The organism is Psychrobacter sp. Sarcosine-02u-2 (genome assembly GCF_002836335.1).
Classification (GTDB): domain Bacteria; phylum Pseudomonadota; class Gammaproteobacteria; order Pseudomonadales; family Moraxellaceae; genus Psychrobacter; species Psychrobacter faecalis.
The window spans coordinates 81,533-98,740 of sequence record NZ_PJBX01000180.1; the positions used below are offsets into that span (position 1 = coordinate 81,533).

Sequence of the window (17,208 nt, forward strand, 5' to 3'; positions counted from 1 at the left end):
GGTTATCTATAGTCAGAGCACTTTTAAACCGCTACGGTGTTACCCGCCCTAGATGTACTCAATATACTATCTGCGGTCGGTCGCTTTGTAGCGATTCTAAAATTCCTTGACTATATTTAGAGGATGTTTAGTTTGGAATTTTGGTTGTTTGTTTATCTGAACTGTTGATTTGCCCCATTCGCATCAAGATTAGGCGATTACTTACCTTTGGCATCGGCCCAAATAATCTTATGCAGTTGTAATTGGAAGCGGACGGGAAGGGCGTCTGCCAGCATCCATTCAGCCAGCTCGCGTGCCAATACTGGCACATCGGGGCTGCTCAATGCTTCACTAGCAGTGACTTCTTCTGCGACAGTAAACATCGGTGAAAACCAAACCGTACCGACCAATTTATCAAGTTGATGCTCAAAAAGTGTTGCCTTTGCCCACTCATAATCGGCGCGATTCATAATGACAAATTTGATTTGGTCGTGCTGGGTGAGATAGTCGAGGTTTGACCAAAGGTTTTTATCGACTTCACCTGAGCTTGGCGTTTTCAGATCCATTACTTTGCTGACCGCAGGCGGTACATTTTTTACCGTCAGCGCCCCTGCGGTTTCAAGTGAAACCTCATAACCGTCATTTAACAGACGCTGCATTAATTCAACGGCATTTGGCTGCGCTAACGGCTCGCCGCCAGTCAAGCAAATACGCTGACAGGGATAGCTTTTGATGGTCGCGACAATGGCTTCTAGCGAATGACGTTCGCCGCTACTAAAAGCGTATTCGGTATCACAATAGACGCAGCGCAGCGGACAGCCAGTCAAGCGCACAAATATCGTCGGCAAGCCTGAGGTCAGCGCTTCACCTTGCAGCGAATAAAAAATCTCGGTCAAACGTAGCCCTGCTTCGGGATCAGTGACAGGAATTGCCGAGGTGCGTAAAGATAACTCACTCATAATATGTCAAATACAGATAAAGATTGATAATGCGGCGCGCATTGACCAAATAAAAAAGGGTTTAGTAGTTTGTTTAGCGCTAACATTTCTAGCGCCCAAACGAGGCAAGGATTATAACGTAATGTCTTGTATTAAGTTAAACTTAAACTGATATTGAACATTAAAAAAGATGCTGAAATTGGGTTTCAACATCTTTTTGATTGCCTGATATCTATGGAAGCTCTAAGAAAATTACACCACTAGGCCAAACGTAATAACTCATTGACCGAGGTTTTGGCTCGGGTTTGCGCATCGACTTTTTTCACAATGATAGCGGCGTACAAACTGTGTGTACCGTCTTCTGATGGCAAGCTACCGGGTACAACGACCGAGCCCGCTGGTACGCGGCCGCGATGAATCTCGCCCGTTTCGCGGTCATAAATGCGCGTTGATTGCCCGATAAACACGCCCATAGAAATTACCGAGCCTTCTTCTACTATCACGCCTTCAACGATTTCAGAGCGCGCGCCGATAAAGCAGTTGTCTTCGATAATCGTTGGATTGGCTTGCAGCGGCTCTAAGACACCGCCGATACCAACGCCGCCTGATAGATGCACATTTTTACCAATTTGGGCGCACGAACCAACCGTAGCCCACGTATCTACCATCGCGCCTTGGTCGACATAAGCGCCAATGTTGACATACGATGGCATCAAGACGGCACCTGCTGCGATGTATGAGCCTTTACGAGCAACCGCTGGTGGTACCACGCGTACGCCAGCTGCTTTAAACTGATCTTGAGTCCAGTCAGCAAACTTCGTCGGCACTTTGTCATAAAACTGCACGTGTTCGCCCGCCGCCTGGACATAGTTATCGTTTAAACGAAATGATAATAATACCGCTTTTTTAGCCCATTGATTGACCACCCATTCGCCATCTTTTTTCTCAGCAACACGCAAGCTACCGTTGTCTAATTGTTCAAGCACTTCGTTGATAGCGTCGCGTATGTCTTGTGGCATGGTGGCTGGGCTATAATCGTTACGATTATCAAAGGCTTGCTCGATGGTTTGTTGCAATGTCATAAATATTCCTAAAGTTGGTGAAGGGTAAAAAAGATAATAAAAGTGGTCGTTTAAATTAATCAAGCATGTTGTTACCAAGCATGTTGTTACTAAGCATTTTGTTACTAAGCAGCAGTATTGCTATTTATCCAGTCTACAATATCTTGATAAACTTGCTGTTTATTTTGTTCATGAATCGGCTCATGGCGCATGTGCGGGTAGAGCTGTAGCGTGATATTGCTAAAGTTCTGTTTTTCTAAACGGCTGGCAATTTTGCGAATACCTTTGCCCATATCGCCGATCGGATCGTTCTCGCCACTGACCAGTAACATCGGAAAGTCTTTGGCAATGGTCGTTGCCCAGTTTTTATTAAGACCCGCTTCCATTAAGCTAAACAAGGTCAAAAAACCATTGTTGGTAAAATCAAAGCCCGTCAATGGATCGGCTTCATAAGCTTCGATAGCTTGAGGGTCTTCATTAAGCCAAGCAAATTCTGAAGAAGAAATGCGGTTATCAAGCTTGCTATTGAGTACCTTATTCATCACATTGGCAAAGACTGGGTTCGGCTTTTTAGGCGCCACTTTTGCCAGTACTTTATTAATGGGTAATAGCACTTTGGTCAATGGATTGGCATCAGCAGTACCCATTAAGATAGCACCAGTAAAGTTCTGCGCGTGATGTTTGAGAACATTGCGCACGATAAACGAGCCCATTGAATGACCCATGACGAAATGCGGCACATCAGGATGGCGCGCCTTTAGACTGTCCGCCATGATAATAACGTCTTTTAATAACGACTGCACGGGATGTTCTTCAGCAAAAAAACCCAAATCATTGGCTGATTTGACCGTCTGTCCATGACCCAGCTGATCATAAGTGGCGACCGCAATACCATTATCTGCTAAAAACTGCGCAAGCTCTGCATAGCGGCCACTGTGCTCGGCCATGCCATGCACGATCAGTAGGGTAGCAGTAATCGGCGTGGTATTATCGCTTGGCTCAAAAAAAGTATGGTGCAGATAATGGGTGTTGTCGGAGGATGTAATTTGCTCGGTGTTACTCATAAAAGAATCCTAATATTGAGATAAAAGAGACAGAAAAAACTTTATAGTCAAACTTATATGAATTTGACTATAAAGCATTAAATTTTTCTTAGTATGCTGTCATTATAGTTTTACTTCGTCGGGCGCTGATAGATTATTTTACCTTCTTTAATGGTAGTGACCACATGAATATCTTTAAGCTTATCTGCATTTACCGTCAACGGATTGGCATCTAATATAACCAAATCAGCAAGCTTACCTTTGGTTAAGGTACCCTTACTATTTTCCTCATAATACTCATAAGCGGCATTGGTCGTGATGGCTTTGAGCGCTTGATAAGGAGTCGCGCGCTCATTGGCGCCGATAATCTTGCCTGAGCGCGAGGTGCGATTAACCGCTGACCAAACGGTAAATAACGGGTCGACAGGTGTCACAGTGTCGTCAGAATGGTTGGTGTATTTTAACCCCATTTTATCCGCTGTCGCTATCGGACTTAAAAAATCAGCGCGTTTTTTGCCTAAATTTTGCACATGCACATCACCCCAAAAATAGGCATGATTGGTAAAAAACGACGGTAGCATCTTATATTTTTTAAAGGCTTCTAGCTGATCGGGGCGCGCAAACTGAGCATGAATAGGCACCGTACGGCGATCTTTATCAGCGGCTTGTCCCGTCTTTTTGACTGCATATACGTGGGCTTTGATAATCATATCTGTCGCGCCATCGCCGTTGTTATGGATAAACAGCTGGTTATCGTGCTTATAAGCCTTGGCAAACATCTCATTGAGCGCATCTTGGCTGATACTCGGCAAACCGCGACAGTCTTTTTTGCAGTCTGGCACTGGCGTCAAATAAGGTTGACTGAAATAAGCGGTTTTACCTTGTGGCGAGCCATCGGCTATGATTTTAGTTCCTTGAACTTTAAAACCGTTTTGATAGGTCTTCCAAACAAAGTCTTTGTCCGCTAAGTTTTCATCTAAATCACTGCTACCTGCTAATGCGACTAAGTCGATTTTCAGCTTGCCATCATCGGCTTGTTTTTGGAAAAACTGAATAGTATTACGAGCTGTTGAACCGTTGTGGGCGGTAGTCAGACCATTTTTGGCATAATAATCTTGGGTTTGCTCAAAAAACTTAGCTTGATTGGGCTCTAATACCTCTAGCATTCGCCGCATAAATGGATACATAGCGGTTTCTTGGACGAGACCATTTGGTTCGCTAGAACCTTTAATCCGTGCAATATTACCACCTTCTGGGTTTTTAGTATCTGCGGTAATGTTCAGGGCTGCCAAGGCTTTGCTATTGGCGACACCCATATGACCGCTGGTATGTTGCAGATATACAGGGTTATTAGGCAATACTTTATCGATATCTGCTTTGGTTGGATGACGACCTTCTTTTAATTGACTCTCATCATAACCCCAACCGTAGATCCATTCACCATCGGCGATGTTATTGTCCTTTTTATAGTCTTTTAAGGCTTGTAGTAATTTACCCATACTATCAATCTCACCAACTGGCGGCGGATTTAGATTCACCTGCCCCATGGTGTTTGACACCATATCAAAATGGCTGTGCGGATCAATAAAGCCTGGTAGCAAGGTTTTGCTGTTTAGATTCACTTGCGCCGCATTTTTATATTTTGATTGGGCCGTATTTAAATCACCAGCATAAGCAATTTTGCCAGCCTGCGTGACCAAAGCTTCGACCATCTGCGGTTGCTCACCTTCCATGGTAATGATATTGCCATTGTAATAAACCGTTGCTGAGTTGCTTGTTTGTTCTGTATTTAGTTGTTTTGTATTGGTTTGCAGGGCAGTACAACCAATCATGCTCATCAGTCCAATACTCAGTAACGTCGGCTTAATAATACCTATAGTCATGGCGCTATCCCTAATAGTTTTTTATAGTTGTTTTCACATAAATAAGAGCTCTATCCAATGTAGCGATAAAGTTTTAAAGGGTCAATGTTATTTATGAATTTATCGTTGGTCAAAGATATAGCAGGTTTAATATAAAGACGATAAGTCAATAACTGAGGGCGATGATAAAAGCTAAGCTGACTTTATTTGTAGATTTTGTTTTGTGGATTAACCAAGCACTGCAAGACTGGTAATAGAAGAAGAAAAGAGAAAGGTTTTTGCTATTTATAGGCTTATGAAATAAAACACCAGCCATAAAAAAACCCCCATCAAAGTGATGAGGGTCTTGGCAAATGCCATAATCGAATCAAAAATGATTCAAAAGATTTACAACTAAAATATGGCTCTCCAACCTGGGCTCGAACCAGGGACACACGGATTAACAGTCCGTTGCTCTACCAACTGAGCTATTGGAGAATAAGCGGTAAGGGTTTTATGACTTACGGCGAGCTTAGAAAGTCTCTAATGAGTTCTTGCTAAGTGGGGCGTATTCTAGCAAAGATAAAAAATACGTCAAGCTTTTTTTTGCAGGTTTTAGAAAGATTGCGTTTTTACGTGGTAGATAGAAGGGTTTACACACCTTTTAGTCAAAATATAATCATAAAACAATGAGAAAAATTATAGGCATCTAAATAAAAAATATCCCTACACTCCCTCTAACAGTCTTTATTTGCGATTTAACAACGCCTGCTGTATAACGGATATTTAAAATAGACAGGTTTTACGATAACAGCAAGGAATATTATGTCGCAATACAATACCAGCTCTACTGCCAAAAGCGCCCCTTTAAATCATGAGTTATACATGTCGGTGCTGATGACGCCAGATATGGCCAATTTCATCGGCAACGTCCACGGTGGAGATTTGCTCAAAATGCTTGACCAAGTCGCTTATGCTTGCGCCAGTCGCTATAGTGGTAGCTATGTGGTGACGCTATCGGTCGATCAAGTGATGTTCCGCGAGCCTATCTATGTGGGCGAGTTGGTTACTTTTGCCGCTAGTATCAATTATGTCGGTAGAACATCTATGGAAGTGGGGATTCGGGTTGAAGCGGAGGACGTTCGCGCCCGTACGATTCGCCATACCAATAGCTGCTATTTTACTATGGTGGCGATTGATGATAACGGTAAACCGACGCCTGTGCCTGCCCTTGAGATTAAAAATGCCATGCAGCAGTGCCGTTTTGACGCAGGCTTGGCGCGTAAAGAGCTACGCATGCAAAGCTCGCATCGCCCGAGCTGCGACATCAATCAAATGATTGGCGAAAGTCTGGGCGCTGATAAGATGACGGATAAAAGCGGCAACGACAATGATAGGATTGGCGGGCTTGCTCAGCATAGCAATGCCAAATAAGGCGCATTTTACCTAGCAAAATCATCAATACTTAAACAAAGTCTCACGAAAACCTTACTGACCAGTAGCGGCTATTTGGTTAAATTTAATGATAAATAAGGCAGTTAAAAATAGTTAGCGCTCATGGCTTAACTTTTTTGATGGCTGTTTAACTTCATTATATTAACCATTTATTGAGCCTCATATGAGTTCAAAAAACACTGAATCATCAAACATTCCTTCCAAAGATCAGCTAGCACCGCAAGCCGTTCGTACCCGCGGTGCTGGCAGCGCGCGTTCTATTGCCAATTTGACCAAAGATACTAGCAATTCTAAAGACGGTATCAATCCTAACCTCAATTTCACTAACGTCACGAGCCCCGAAAACATTCAGGAGGACAAGAAGCAGGAAGACGAGAAATCCTCGTCGCTGGTTACTGTGCTAATTGCCGTAGGAGCGAATGTTATTATTGCCATTGCCAAAACCGTTGCGGCATTTATGACTGGCTCTGCTTCTATGATTGCTGAATCAGCGCATTCGTGGGCAGATGCAGGTAATGGCACTCTACTCATCGTGGCGGAGAAAAAAGCGGTCAAACCTGCAGATAACAGTCATCCGTTAGGCTATGGTAAAGAGTCATACGTATGGTCGATGATTGCCGCTTTTGGCGTTTTTATGGCAGGCTCGATTGTTTCTATCTATACCGGTATCACCGAGTGGAATGCGCCTGAAACAGAAACCAATTACACCATTGGCTTTATTATTTTGGCAGTGGCCTTTGTGCTTGAAGGTTTTTCTCTAGTGCAGGCGTATTTACAAAGTAAAAAGCATGGTCAGGCTATTAATGTCAGTGCGTTAGGTTATGTGGTGAATACTTCAAACCCAACGTTGCGCGGGGTATTTTTTGAGGATTTGGCAGCGGTTATCGGTTTGGTGGTCGCAGCAGCAGCGATGGGCATGCATGCCTATACAGGTGAGCCATTTTGGGATGCCCTTGGTTCTATTATCGTGGGCATATTATTGGGTATGGTTGCTATCTTTTTAATCAATCGCAATCGTGATTTTTTGGTTGGCTATAAAGTCTCAGAAAAGACCCACTGCTATATTTTAACGGAACTATTAAATCGTCCTGATATCGACAGCGTCTCTTATTTACACTTAGAGTGGGTCGGACCAAAAAAAATATTTATGGTGGCAGCGGTCGATATCGCCGGCAATCAACAAGAACAACAAATCGCGCAAAAATTTGAAGATATTGAAAATCAATTCCGCGCCAATCCATTATTTCAAGAAGCGATTTTGACATTATCCGTTCCCAATGCCGAGATTTTACGCTTGCCAGATGATCAGTGTGCTTAATAAGATTTGCCGCATAATAAATAATCGTTACCTATAATAATAAGAGTCTTATATGAAAAACTACCTAAAATCTTCCAAAAAAAATACCAGTCGGCGTCCTACTAGCATCAATCCATTGCTTACTTTGGTGGTGACAACGCTTCTATCAGCACCTATCGTCAATGCCAATGCAGAATTGATTGTCCATAGTGAGCCAAATAGGGTTAGTAAGGACACCAATAATATTGCCAAGCAGCAAATGAACAATCAAGCACCGAGCGATGTGTCTATCATTAAACTGATGCAAGTCATGCATATCGATGAGCAGATTCAGTCTATCGTCAATGGCCAACAAGCGGCCATCGATGCCATTAATACGCAAACCAAAAACCAGAATCAAAGCAGTAATCAGCGCGTCAGTGACCAACCGTTAAATAAGCGCCAACGCGAGCTACAAGAGCAAATTCAAAGCGTGTTAGGTCAATATGCCAAGATTATGACTGAGGGTATTGGCAATGCAGCCGACGCACAAACTTTGACGCAAGCTTATATCAGTGCCGCTAAGACTTACTATACGCAGGCTGAAGTCGATGCCCAGATTAAATTCTACGATACGGCAGTAGGGCAAAGTATCCTTGCCAAGCAGCCACAAATTACTGCGGCTTTTTTACAGCAATCCTTGCCTGAAGATACCAGCGAGACTGAAGCGCAATTAAGCGAGCTATTGCCGCAAATGAAGCAGATTATTAAAGGCGTTTTTTAATGTCATTATTTTTTAATCTAATTCTAATCCGTTTTAATACCCGTCTTTAAAATCAATTTTTCTAAACCTAATAGTAGTTTATAAGATTAAATTCTTTAGGCATAAAAAAAGGTCACCCTATAAGTGACCTTTTTTCATACTTATCTGAATATCATTCATAAATTTATTCAGTCGCTGTTACTTTTTCTTTGGGGCATTAGCACCGATGAACCAAGCATCTTTATCAACGATACGGCTTACTTCAGTCAACAAATCCGCCGTATCTTCATCGCCTGCGTCGCCCGCGGTATCAATACCTTCACGCAGTGAAGCGGCAATGGTTTTATAACGATTGGTAAGCTCGCGTACGTGCTCATCAACTTCTGTGATATCAGTTGGATAAGTCTCTAAGATAGAGTCTTCGACCACACGCTTAGAGATACCGTTGGCTTTACCGCCAAGGATAACGATACGTTCGGCAACTGTATCAAATGCTTCAGTCAAACGCTCATAAGTCTCATCTAACAATTGATGCACGCCAATAAAGCCAGTCCCTTGCAAGTTCCAATGGCACTGCTTGCTGTCCATACTTAGGTCAATCAGATTGGCTAAGTTAGCGTTTAACAGTTCAACCATTTTTTCAGCGGTTTTATCATCAATACCACTTGCGTAACGTTCTCTCATAATCTACTCCATTATTTATTTGAGTTTATTTTATTGGTTATAAACTTTTAATTTGAATGTTTAACGTGTTGTTATTGGCATTTTGCTTAGCTACAGCTCGTTAATTCATTATCGATAATAACAGCTTAAATCGCGGTTAGTAGTAGTGAGTGTTAGGTTTTATTAGGTGCTCGTGTAATCACTTTGTTAACCGTGAAAGACTTTGTAAAGCTGGCAACTAACTTATACAGGTTATGTAGCCGAATCAGTCGATAATAGCTGTGCAATAAAAGCATCATAAGCATCACCAAAGGGTAATTCTATGTTGGCGAATAGCTCACGACGTTGGGTTACGGTGGGCGTGTTGGTTTTTGGATTAAAGCCAGTTTTATTGACCTCTGTAAAATACACCCCTGTACCACGCTTTTGCCAACTCGGAAGCTTATTATAGTTAATGCCATGTTGGTAGAGCAGCTCGTGCTTAGCCTCTAACGCCTTGCCTGCCATGTTTACCGTGGCTGTATTAGCATCTATGCCTTGCTTACGTAATAACCAATAACAGTGAGCATTTAAACTATTACGATGCGCATCTTCTTGACGCCAGCGAAAATACTGCTGCACTAACGACATGTTAGGTAATTGCGAAACTCTAGAATCAAAGCTTGCCAATTGACCGTGAGTCACACTAAAAAAGCCGCTAGCTTCACCTGCTAACACTGAATTAATCTTACGAAGTTTACGTTTAAATGTATCTTCGGTAGGATGAAATAACAACGATATCTCGTCACTTTGGGTATAGCCGTAGATAACGTTAAAGCCGCAGCTCATTAGATGCTGGGTAGTCGCTACCATTAACTTATGAAAGCGATTATCAAAAGGCGCATCAAGTTGCCAGACTTCTTTAGTTTTTTTGGTGAAGCCGCGTCCATCTAAACGAACAACCACGAACATCTCTGGCATGACACATAAATCGTGGGCAGTCTCATAAACCCGCAAGCGAGTATCCAATTCTTCAAAACGCATAAAGCTCTCAATAATTTTAAGTAGGGGACGATAATGTGGCTCATCTGTTCTACGTGAAGTGTAAGACAAAATCTAATCAGTTGAATCTCTTAAATACTCTTCAACATGAAAATTATTATGACTCACAATGACATTGAATATCTGATTAAAACCTTCTTCAAAACTAGGTCGTTGCATCTTTTTAGCCGTCCCTTTGATACCAACTTCAGGGATTTGTGCTTTGCCTGCTCTAGCGTTATTACGCAATAACGCATCTTCAAACGGGCAGTCAAAATAATACGCAATCACTTCAAAGTTAGCAGATTTTGCAGCATTGATAAAGTCAGCACGTTCTTCAACGGTTGCATTGGTCTTATCAAGCACGGTCTTGGTTTTGCTAGCAAGACAGGCTTCGAATAATAACTGTAGCCGATGATTGGTGTTGAGCATATCTTTATTAAGACGGATATGAGTATGGAAAAACTGGTGCTGATAAAAGGTGGATTTCCCTGAGCCTTGAATGCCAATAAAAATTATAAGTTGCATGGAGCGATTTACCTTGTGAACTATTAAATCTCATTAAAAAATATCAATCCTTTGGCTTAATACCTTTCTCTGCAAATTTATCAAAAAGTTGTTGTTGGGTTAAATTGACTGTGTCATTGGCAAATTCATAATAATCAGGCTTTCTATCGATGAAAATCTGACTTTCAAAGATAAAGTCAGAATGATCTTGAAATAGACCAAGCGACAAAACGTACGTTTCAGATTTTAGCTGATGATAATACAGATTAGTACCGCACTTGTGACAAAACGCACGCTCCGCCCACGCTGAGGATGGGTAGACCGTCATTGACTCTTCGCCTTGAATATCAGATTTTGAGTGGCTATGTATTGCCATTAATGGTCCGCTACCCCAACGACGACATATCATACAGTGGCACGCCTCAAAAGTATTGATATCTTCTAGCTCCATAGTGACATTACCGCACAGACAGTGACCTTTCATAACTCGTTCCTTAATCAAGCATCACTGAGCTATACCTGAGTTTTTACGTTTTTTATGGGGTGTTTGTGCATCCATGTGTAGGTGTTTAGCGCAATAAATGACCTTTAAAAATAAAGGTTTAACCCCATATTGTTATAAGTCTAAACTCTTATAACCTTTTATAAATGTCAGGAAGAAAGCCATTATGCGAATGCCTGAACCGCGCTCGTCGCGTCAGTTAAACCAATTGGCCACTCAGCTGCAAGGCGAAGCTGAAATCAGTGGTGTCAATGCGTCTGGTACGCAAATATCAAGCCGCGCCTTTGAGATGGTCACCGACTTTGAGCCGGCAGGCGATCAACCACAAGCAATCGAAAAGTTGGTCAAAGGCATCAAATCAGGCATGGATGAGCAATTATTACTCGGTGTGACCGGTTCTGGTAAGACTTATACCATGGCAAAGGCCATCGCTGAATGCCAACGTCCAACCATTATTATGGCGCACAATAAAACCCTCGCAGCACAGCTCTATGGCGAATTTAAAGCGTTCTTTCCAAATAACGCCGTTGAGTATTTTGTCAGTTATTACGATTATTATCAGCCGGAAGCCTATGTCGCTGCGAGTGATACCTTTATCGAAAAAGACAGTGCTATCAACGACCATATTGACCAAATGCGCCTATCAGCGACGCGGGCGCTACTTGAGCGCCGTGATGCGATTATTGTGGCTTCGGTCTCCTGCATTTATGGTTTGGGTGATCCAGAAAGTTATCTAAAAATGCTTTTACATGTCGTCGTCGGTGACAAAATCGATCGGACGGCGACCATTAAGCGTTTGGTTGAAATGCAATATAACCGTAATGAGTTAGATTTTGGCCGTGGTACCTATCGCTTGCGCGGTGAGCTGTTAGATATTTATCCTGCGGAATCTGAGCAGCTAGCGGTGCGCGTACATCTATTTGATGATGAAGTGGAGAAAATTACTTGGTTTGACCCGTTAACCGGCAAAACCGTCCGAAGTGTGCCGCGTATTACCATTTATCCAAAATCGCACTACGTGACCCCGCGCAATAAATTGGAAGCGGCAAGTCATACCATTCGCGCCGAGCTTGAGCCGCGCTTAGAGTATTTTCGCGACAATAATAAATTGGTCGAAGCGCAGCGTCTAAAAGAGCGTACCCAGTATGACCTTGAGATGATTCAGCAGCTCGGCTACTGTAATGGTATCGAAAACTACTCGCAGCATCTGTCTGGTCGGCCGTCAGGGGAAGCACCGCCGACTTTGTTTGATTATATTCCAGAAGATGCGCTGTTATTTATCGATGAATCGCACGTGACGGTTTCGCAAATTGGGGCGATGTATAAAGGCGATAGATCGCGTAAAGAAAACCTCGTCAATTATGGTTTTCGTCTGCCAAGTGCAATGAATAATCGCCCGATGAAGTTTGAAGAGTGGGAGCGTATTAAGCCAAAGACCATTTATGTTAGCGCCACGCCAGCACAGTATGAGCTTGAACACAGCGAGCAGGTGGTCGAGCAAGTTGTGCGTCCAACCGGTTTGATTGACCCTGAGATTGAGATTCGTCCTGTATTGACGCAGGTTGATGATGTGCTATCTGAGATTACCAAACGCCGTGAGCTTGATGAGCGCGTGCTTATCACCACGTTAACCAAGCGTATGGCGGAAGATTTGACCAGTTATCTTAAAGAATACGATGTCAAAGTCGCTTATCTGCATTCAGATATCGATACGGTTGAACGCATGCAGATTATTCATGAACTGCGGACAGGCGTCCATGATGTGCTGGTCGGCATTAATCTCTTGCGTGAAGGTTTGGATATGCCAGAGGTATCATTGGTGGCAATATTTGATGCCGATAAAGAGGGCTTTTTGCGTTCTGAGCGCTCGCTGATCCAGACCATTGGTCGTGCTGCGCGTCACTTAAACGGTAAAGCGATTTTGTACGCCGACCGCATTACGCCGAGTATGGAAAAAGCGATAGAGGAGACTGACCGTCGCCGCGAAAAACAAGTCGCCTTTAATCTTGAGCACAATATTACGCCAAAAGGTGCGCGCCGTAGTATTACCGATAAAATTGACACGGGTGAAAACCTTGATGCCAATGACAATCAAGTAATTCCTGTGAAAAGTAATCTGCCTGATGTCGATATTAGCATTTTGCGCAGTCCTGATTTACTGGCCAAAGAAATCAAACGCCTCGAGAAACAAATGCAGCAAATGTCACGAGATTTGAAATTTGAAGAAGCGGCAAAAACGCGTGATAAAGTATTGGAATTAAAAGCGCATTTGATTTAATGGTTTAATTCCGACTGAATGTAGACGTAGAAAGGTGAGTTGCATAGGCTGCAGCTCACCTTTTTTTACGGGATATTTAAAGTTAAACGTACTTCTATCTAGGTATATTAATGACTAATAATTTGCTATTAGATAACTTGTAATTATGATAGATGCCACTTAAGATGATATGACGCAGCTGCATGCGCTTTATCATTCATGGACGACTTAGGCGGATTACCTATCATGCATAATAATATCGATAACAACAGTCATAAACTACTCAAGTTAGACTTTAATGAAAACTCTTTAGGCATGGCCGACTCTGCCAAAGAAGCCATCGCTAATGCTTTGGCTGGCGGCGCTCGCTATCCTGATAAACATCGCGCTACGCTGCTGAGCAAAGTAGCGGCTATCAATGGTGTACCTGAAAATCAGGTTTTATTGGGCAATGGCTCAATCGAGAGTATCAGAGCAGTGGTGCAAATGCTGCATGACAAAGCATTAAAAACAGATACAAGGTTTCAGCTAATTATTCCAGACCCAACTTTCGGTTGTGCCGAGCTGTATGCATGCTCCTTAGGTATCCCAGTAGTCAAAGTGCCATTAACGCGCGATGATTATGATTTAGACTTTGATAACCTACAAAAAGCGGCTGCTCAATTTGACGGTATCAGTCTTTTTTATTTATGCAATCCTAATAATCCAACCGCTATCATTACCGCAACGGATACGCTCAAAGCGTGGATAAAAAATGCGCCAAAAAACCACTATTTCTTAGTGGATGAAGCCTACTTTGGCTATATCACAGACCCCAGTTTTGAGAGTGGCGTTGAATGGATAAAAGAGGGGCTATCGGATAACTTGATTGTCGTACGCACTTTCTCAAAATTATTTGGGCTAGCAGGCTTGCGCGTCGGTTATGCGATTGCCAATACGCCGATGATTGCAGAAATTGGTTCTTTGATGTCTACGGATAATATCAACATGTTAGGTGCGGTTGCAGCAATAGCAACGCTACAAGACGAGGCGTTTTTGGCGCATAGCTTACAAACCACCAATCGAGCAAGAAAAATGATGGAGACAGCGCTCGATGAGCTGGGGCTGCGTTATTTGCCCTCGCAAACCAATTTTATTTTTTATGAAGTCAATGGCGATGTACAAACCTATATCGATCGTATGCTCGAACATGGTATTGCCGTTGGTCGCGAGTTCCCTTCGATACCAAGTTTTAACCGCATCACACTTGGTACGCCCGAAGAGATGACAGTCGTTATTAAGACATTACAGTTATTTCGTGAAAAAGGCTGGGTGTAATTACGCACCATCGTATGATTGGATTTACCAAAAAAGAAGGGACGCTTAGACGGCGTCTTTTTTTACCAACAGCAAACGCAGTTTTACATATTCTGTCTTAAAAAGTATCCGTACACCTTATAGGATAAGTTAATAAAGCATGATCTATCATGAGCAAATATGCGAGACGCATACCATAAAGACCATAAGAATAGACGTGCTGAAAGTTTTTAAAATTTTAAGACAAAGGGTGTATGTATGTTTGATATCAAATCTTTTTTTAAGAGAGAAGTAGAAAAAAAGCTCATGGATGTGGATGATTATATTTTTATGCCTGAGCGTATCGAGATGGCGCTTGAAGGCGGAGAGTTAAATTGTGTATTAAATAGCGATGGCCGCGTCGATATTTTTTATAGTAAGCAGGGCGTGACAGAAGTCAGTTCGGCATCGCGTAAGCATCCTTTTACAGCGTTTGAGACCGAGTTATATCATGGCGTTTATGATGATGTCATCCATGCTTTGGTTAAAGAAGTAAATAAGATAATTGATGGCTCGTCCAAGTATTTTCATCGCAGTAAAATATTGCCATCGACCGCATCTTTGCCCGTTCGTCCAACGCCTAGCAATGAGTTATAAATTGACCAGTCATAAGTACGTCAGTATTTTATAAATCCCATTAGCTAAATGAGCAACAAAAAAGGGTAAATCATATGATTTACCCTTTTTTGTTGGCTACTATTTTTTTACCTTAAGTGTGCAAAGTACTGTGCGGAGATTATTGTGTTAAGCACCGCTTAAAGCGGCAGACTTTTTCACTGCCATAGATTTGTCAGCAGCAGAGAGGGCAGCGACGTTAGTAAGCGGGCGCGATTGACTGCCGTCAATCAAGTGGTTGGTTTGGGTTTGAGTAAGCAAACTTTTTGCAAATCTAACGCTATCATCTCGTTTTTTTAAGGTGTCCGTGTAATACCATTCGCATTGAAACGCCTGCTCAGTGATATCGAGGAGCATATAACCACGTTCGGTCTGATTGTTAAATTTCTGATGCGGGTTTAGCTCAACCCCAGCGGTTTCAGGAAAGGGCAAAGACGTCAATGCCGGACAGACGAACTCTACGGCTAAAGAGCCTTTGCCGGTTAAAGGATTATAGCTACTTGCTTCAAAAGGGTTTTTTGCAATATCAAAAGCAAAGGAAGCATGATAATCCCCAGTTAAAACAACCGTGTTGGAGATATTATTTTCTTCGATAAAGTTGAGAAAACGTGTGCGTGCACTGGCATACCCATTCCAAATATCGCCAGAATTGGTGGCAAAAGTGCCTTTAAATGGCGCTAAAATAACTTGTTGCCCGAGTACTTGCCATGTTGCTTGTCGGCGTTTACCCTCGAGCATCTTTAAATAGAGCCAGTTTTCTTGTTCAAGACCTAATAATTGACGTTCAGGCTCGTTACTGGCTTTGGCATCAAGCTTTTCACGACCAAATATGCGCGTATCTAGCATATTTAAATCGAATAATTTACCAAACTCAAAACGTCGATAGATGCGTAATTGGCTGTCTAGCTCGTTGCTACTGTCATCGCGAATAGGCATCCACTCATGATAAGCGCGTACGGCGGACATTTTGCGTTCTATATAGCTGCCTTTACTCTCGGTATGAAAACCTGCGCCACCTTTCCATGAATTGTCTGCGATTTCGTGATCGTCCCAAACAGCGATAAACGGATGCTGGCGGTGACATTCTTGCAAATCGACATCGGTACGGTAGCAAGCGTAGCGACGACGATAATCGTCTAAACTGATAATCTCGTTTTTTGGGTCTAACGGTCGCTCTTCTTTTAAATCGTTATCGCGATAAAAGCCTTCTGGATACTCATAGATATAATCACCTAAATGTATGACAGCAGAGAGGTCGGCTTGCTTGGCGATATTGGCATAGCCATTAAAGTAGCCAAAGCCATAGTTTGAGCAGGAAACCACTGCTAAGCGCACACGATCAACTGCGCTTGCTGGCAAGTCTGCTTGTGGTATGGTGCGTGTGCGACCAATAGGAGAGCGATAGCCTAGTGCTTCAAAAGCATAATAATAAGTGGTATTAGGTTGTAGGTTTTTGGGGTCGACCTTTACGGTGAAGTCGGATTGCGCTGTCGCTATTGCGCGACCTTGAGTAACGATGTTTTTCAGCGCTGGGTCTGTTGCTACCCTATAAGCAACAGGAATACTGGCGGCTTGGATACTACCGTCATTGGTAATTCGTGTCCACAGTATGACGCGATCTTGGAGCGGGTCGCCACTGGCAATACCATGCACAAAAGGTGCTGCGCCTTGATAGCCTAAATCATCCAAGTCATCTAAACCATCGATGTTATTTGGTGGCCTAACGTCGCCATCATCTGATGAACAAGCACTGAGTTGAGTCAATACAGTACCGACTACCGTCACCTGTCCACCGAGTTTTATAAATGCACGTCTTTTCATCAGTCATCCTTGATATGAGTTAAAGATAAATTCCATTTATCATTCACAATAGTAAATAATCTGATGGTGTATCAAAAAGTATGCTGGGGTAATAAAGGAAGGGTGACAGCCGAAGCAAGATGATATATTTGA

Annotated in this window: 15 protein-coding genes and 1 tRNA gene; 6 read left to right on the forward strand and 10 right to left on the reverse strand. The window is 42.7% G+C overall.

What is annotated here, in order from left to right; all coding sequences use genetic code 11:
- Nucleotides 1–197: 197 nt before the first annotated feature.
- The 5 genes from queE to CXF58_RS13670 form a co-directional block, all read right to left on the reverse strand.
- Nucleotides 198–938 carry a 7-carboxy-7-deazaguanine synthase QueE gene (gene queE, locus CXF58_RS13650; RefSeq protein ID WP_102077840.1) on the reverse strand — a complete coding sequence of 247 codons (741 nt, stop codon included), beginning with the start codon at nt 936–938 and terminating at the stop codon, nt 198–200.
- Between the two features lie 239 nt (nt 939–1,177).
- The gene (dapD, locus tag CXF58_RS13655) at nt 1,178–1,999 is read right to left on the reverse strand and encodes a 2,3,4,5-tetrahydropyridine-2,6-dicarboxylate N-succinyltransferase (protein WP_068408044.1); all 822 of its coding nucleotides are present in this window, start codon (nt 1,997–1,999) and stop codon (nt 1,178–1,180) included.
- A 104-nt stretch (nt 2,000–2,103) separates the two neighbouring features.
- On the reverse strand, nt 2,104–3,042 hold the full coding sequence (locus CXF58_RS13660) for an alpha/beta hydrolase (protein ID WP_102077841.1): 939 nt from the start codon (nt 3,040–3,042) through the stop codon (nt 2,104–2,106).
- Nucleotides 3,043–3,152: 110 nt separating this feature from the next.
- Entirely contained in the window at nt 3,153–4,904 is a 1,752-nt protein-coding gene (locus CXF58_RS13665) for an amidohydrolase (RefSeq protein ID WP_102077842.1), read from the reverse strand.
- Nucleotides 4,905–5,284: 380 nt separating this feature from the next.
- Nucleotides 5,285–5,360 (reverse strand) — tRNA-Asn (locus tag CXF58_RS13670).
- Between the two features lie 327 nt (nt 5,361–5,687).
- Here CXF58_RS13670 and CXF58_RS13675 point away from each other — a divergent pair.
- The 3 genes from CXF58_RS13675 to CXF58_RS13685 all read left to right on the forward strand — a co-directional run bounded on the left by CXF58_RS13675 (nt 5,688) and on the right by CXF58_RS13685 (nt 8,377).
- Nucleotides 5,688–6,296: an acyl-CoA thioesterase gene (locus CXF58_RS13675; RefSeq protein WP_068406218.1), complete on the forward strand. Its 609-nt coding sequence runs from the start codon at nt 5,688–5,690 to the stop codon at nt 6,294–6,296.
- A gap of 184 nt (nt 6,297–6,480) precedes the next feature.
- Nucleotides 6,481–7,635, forward strand: a complete 1,155-nt coding sequence (locus CXF58_RS13680; protein ID WP_228706615.1) for a cation diffusion facilitator family transporter — start codon at nt 6,481–6,483, stop codon at nt 7,633–7,635.
- 52 nt (nt 7,636–7,687) lie between these two features.
- Nucleotides 7,688–8,377, forward strand: a complete 690-nt coding sequence (locus CXF58_RS13685) for a DUF2059 domain-containing protein (protein WP_102077843.1) — start codon at nt 7,688–7,690, stop codon at nt 8,375–8,377.
- Nucleotides 8,378–8,554: 177 nt separating this feature from the next.
- Here the strand turns inward: CXF58_RS13685 and dps are convergent, their stop codons facing one another.
- The 4 genes from dps to CXF58_RS13705 form a co-directional block, all read right to left on the reverse strand.
- Nucleotides 8,555–9,040, reverse strand: coding sequence for a DNA starvation/stationary phase protection protein Dps (gene dps, locus CXF58_RS13690; RefSeq protein WP_068406213.1), 486 nt, complete (start codon nt 9,038–9,040; stop codon nt 8,555–8,557).
- A gap of 231 nt (nt 9,041–9,271) precedes the next feature.
- Complete coding sequence (locus tag CXF58_RS13695) at nt 9,272–10,042, reverse strand: tRNA(His) guanylyltransferase Thg1 family protein (RefSeq protein ID WP_102077844.1); 771 nt, start codon at nt 10,040–10,042, stop codon at nt 9,272–9,274.
- 72 nt (nt 10,043–10,114) lie between these two features.
- The gene (locus tag CXF58_RS13700; protein ID WP_102077845.1) at nt 10,115–10,567 is read right to left on the reverse strand and encodes an ATP-binding protein; all 453 of its coding nucleotides are present in this window, start codon (nt 10,565–10,567) and stop codon (nt 10,115–10,117) included.
- A 43-nt stretch (nt 10,568–10,610) separates the two neighbouring features.
- On the reverse strand, nt 10,611–11,030 hold the full coding sequence (locus tag CXF58_RS13705) for a GFA family protein (RefSeq protein WP_102077846.1): 420 nt from the start codon (nt 11,028–11,030) through the stop codon (nt 10,611–10,613).
- 184 nt (nt 11,031–11,214) lie between these two features.
- Here CXF58_RS13705 and uvrB point away from each other — a divergent pair, with 184 nt between their 5' ends.
- The 3 genes from uvrB (at nt 11,215) to CXF58_RS13720 (ending at nt 15,237) form a co-directional block, all read left to right on the forward strand.
- The gene (uvrB, locus tag CXF58_RS13710) at nt 11,215–13,326 is read left to right on the forward strand and encodes an excinuclease ABC subunit UvrB (protein WP_102077847.1); all 2,112 of its coding nucleotides are present in this window, start codon (nt 11,215–11,217) and stop codon (nt 13,324–13,326) included.
- 225 nt (nt 13,327–13,551) lie between these two features.
- Nucleotides 13,552–14,622 carry a pyridoxal phosphate-dependent aminotransferase gene (locus CXF58_RS13715; protein ID WP_228706616.1) on the forward strand — a complete coding sequence of 357 codons (1,071 nt, stop codon included), beginning with the start codon at nt 13,552–13,554 and terminating at the stop codon, nt 14,620–14,622.
- A 237-nt stretch (nt 14,623–14,859) separates the two neighbouring features.
- Nucleotides 14,860–15,237, forward strand: coding sequence for a hypothetical protein (locus CXF58_RS13720; protein WP_102077848.1), 378 nt, complete (start codon nt 14,860–14,862; stop codon nt 15,235–15,237).
- 147 nt (nt 15,238–15,384) lie between these two features.
- On the opposite strand, the gene CXF58_RS13725 is transcribed toward CXF58_RS13720, so the two are convergent.
- The gene (locus CXF58_RS13725) at nt 15,385–17,076 is read right to left on the reverse strand and encodes an alkaline phosphatase D family protein (RefSeq protein WP_102077849.1); all 1,692 of its coding nucleotides are present in this window, start codon (nt 17,074–17,076) and stop codon (nt 15,385–15,387) included.
- Nucleotides 17,077–17,208: the final 132 nt, after the last annotated feature.